Genomic DNA, 2,640 nt, shown 5'->3' with positions numbered 1-2,640 from the left:
TATTTAAAATCCTAAAAACTAATATTCAGTATTTAGATTATTATTTTATTACGACTGCACCTTGTTCCACATGAAACAATTGTGCTTGTTGAATCGTTTCATGTGTAAGACCATCTACACTTGTAGTAGTAACAAATGTTTGAACGTCACCTTGTATAGTATTTAACAAATGTGACTGTCTATAATCATCCAATTCAGATAAAACATCATCCAGCAATAAAACAGGAGCTTCACCTACCTCCTGTTTTATCAATTCAATTTCCGCAAGCTTCAACGATAATGCAGTTGTACGCTGTTGTCCTTGAGATCCATATGTTTGTACATCGTAGTCATTAACAAAAAACTGAAGATCATCTCGATGAGGACCAGTAAGGGTTATGCCTCTATCAAGTTCTCTTTTTTGGCTTTCAAATAATTTCTTTTCTAGAAATTCTTTCATCTCACTTTCAGTCCACTCTGCATGTATACCAGAAGATGTTTGATAGGAAACGGTCAACTTTTCAAGACCTCTAGAAATACCAAGATGAATTGGTTCAGCCCATTTTTGTAATAATTCCATGAATTGATATCTTTTTTGAATAACTTTTATAGCTGCATCTATATATTGTTCTGTATATACATCAAACATGACATCGTTTAACAGTGATTTCCCTTGATGCTGTTTTAAAATATGATTGCGTTGTTTTAATATCTTTTGGAATTGAAGTAAATCATGTAAATAAACAGGGGAAATTTGTCCGATTTCCATGTCAAGAAATCGTCTTCTGACTTGTGGACTACCTTTTACTAAGTATAAATCTTCTGGAGCAAACATAACGACATTCAACTGTCCAATGTAATTACTAAGCTTCGTTTGCTCAAGGTGGTTAACTTTAGCTTTTTTACCTTTTTTTGATAATAATAATTCTAAAGGTAAACGACCATATTTTTTTTGAATGTCACCTTTTATTTTACCATAGTCTGCTTCCCAGCGTATCAATTCTTTATCATTAGCTGTTCTATGAGACTTTGCCATTGATAAAACATAAAGAGATTCCATTAAATTTGTTTTTCCTTGCGCATTTTCTCCGATAAAGACATTAATTTTAGAGGAAAAATCCAATTGAATTGAATCATAATTACGGTAATCTTTTAATTCTAATCGTTCAATGTACATATCAATCCCCGTTCTCTGGTCCAACCATTTGGAATCTTCCTACTCCTGGAATATTCACTATATCTTTATTTCGAAGTTTACGTCCTCTTCGTTGATCCACTTCACCATTTACATAAACAATATTTTCGCTTAAAAACCACTTAGCCATTCCACCCGAATCTATTGCATCCGTCATTTTCAATAATTGACCAAGTGTGATAAATTCTGAGTCAAAACGAATCTCTTCCAAAAGTAATTCAACCTCTTCTCATTTTCATTATCCCTTCATTTTACTCTAAATCAGCAAATAAGTAAAAAAAAGATAGCCACCTTTGTGACTATCAAAAATATTAATATGTTCTTACTGGTAATATAAGTTGCAGGATGGAGTCATCATGGACCGACTTCAATACAAAAGGTCTCATTGCTCCTGAAAACAGAATTTTTATGTCTTGTCCATCAATTGCTTTTAATGCATCCATCATATATTTTGCACTAAAGGAAATTTTTAATTCTTCTCCCTCAATTGACTCCGCTTGAATTTGTTCTTCTACATTTCCGATTTCCGGTGAATTGGATGATACCTCAACCAGACCCTGTCCAATCGTTGTAAAACGAACTACATTGTTTCTTTCTTCTCTAGCGAGTAAAGAAGCACGATCAATTGCTTGCAATAATGATTTACCGTTTACGATAATCGTCGTTTTATATTCACTAGGTATTAATCTGGAAGTATCCGGATAGTTTCCTTCAAGTAATCTAGAATAAAACAAAACATCTTCCGTTTTAAACAAAATTTGTTGTGGCGTAATGACGATTGCTACTTCTGAAGAAGTCTCTTCTAAGATTTTGTTTAATTCATTTAGGCTTTTACCTGGAATAACCACAGTATATTCTTCGTTAGGTAAGTCTTTGACAGCTGTTTTTCTTCTAGCAAGACGGTGACTATCTGTCGCTACACAATGAAGTTCCCCATCTTTTACTACCCAGTTAACACCAGTAAGTACAGGTCGACTTTCAGAAGTTGATACAGCAAACACTGTCTCTTTAATAATTGATTTTAATAAATCAGATGGGATGAAAAATTGATGATTCTCTTCAATCTGTGGAAGTAATGGATACTCAGATGCATCAAGTCCAATTAAATTAAATTCAGATTTACCTGATCGTATATGTGTTTGAAATTGGTTTGTTACTTCAATCTCTACATCATTTGTTGGAAGTTTACGTACAATTTCATTAAAGACTCTTGCTTGTAAAACAATGGAACCAGTTTCAGTAATTCGTATAATTTGTTCTCCGTTTTTCTCTACAGGAATAAATGTCTGTATGGTGATATCTGAATCACTTCCGGTAATGTAAAGTCCTTTATCTAAAACTTCTAATTTTAACCCAGTTAATATTGGAATTGTTGTTTTAGAACTTACTGCTTTCATTACATTATTTAATCCTTCTAACAAACTATCTCTTGCTATATCGAATTTCATTTTGTTACCTCACTTATA

3 protein-coding genes are annotated in these 2,640 nt (G+C 32.8%); all 3 read right to left on the bottom strand.

Translation table 11 applies throughout. From position 1 onward, the window contains the following. Window positions 1-40 precede the first annotated feature (40 nt). Complete coding sequence (recF, locus tag AN959_RS13565; protein WP_053591127.1) at window positions 41-1,156, bottom strand: DNA replication/repair protein RecF; 1,116 nt, start codon at window positions 1,154-1,156, stop codon at window positions 41-43. A gap of 1 nt (window position 1,157) precedes the next feature. Then, entirely contained in the window at window positions 1,158-1,385 is a 228-nt protein-coding gene (gene yaaA, locus AN959_RS13560; RefSeq protein ID WP_053591128.1) for a S4 domain-containing protein YaaA, read from the bottom strand. A gap of 100 nt (window positions 1,386-1,485) precedes the next feature. Then, window positions 1,486-2,622, bottom strand: a complete 1,137-nt coding sequence (gene dnaN / locus AN959_RS13555; RefSeq protein ID WP_053591129.1) for a DNA polymerase III subunit beta — start codon at window positions 2,620-2,622, stop codon at window positions 1,486-1,488. Window positions 2,623-2,640: the final 18 nt, after the last annotated feature.

The organism is Psychrobacillus sp. FJAT-21963 (genome assembly GCF_001420585.1).
Lineage (GTDB): Bacteria > Bacillota > Bacilli > Bacillales_A > Planococcaceae > Psychrobacillus.
This window is presented reverse-complemented; position numbering and strand designations above follow the sequence as displayed.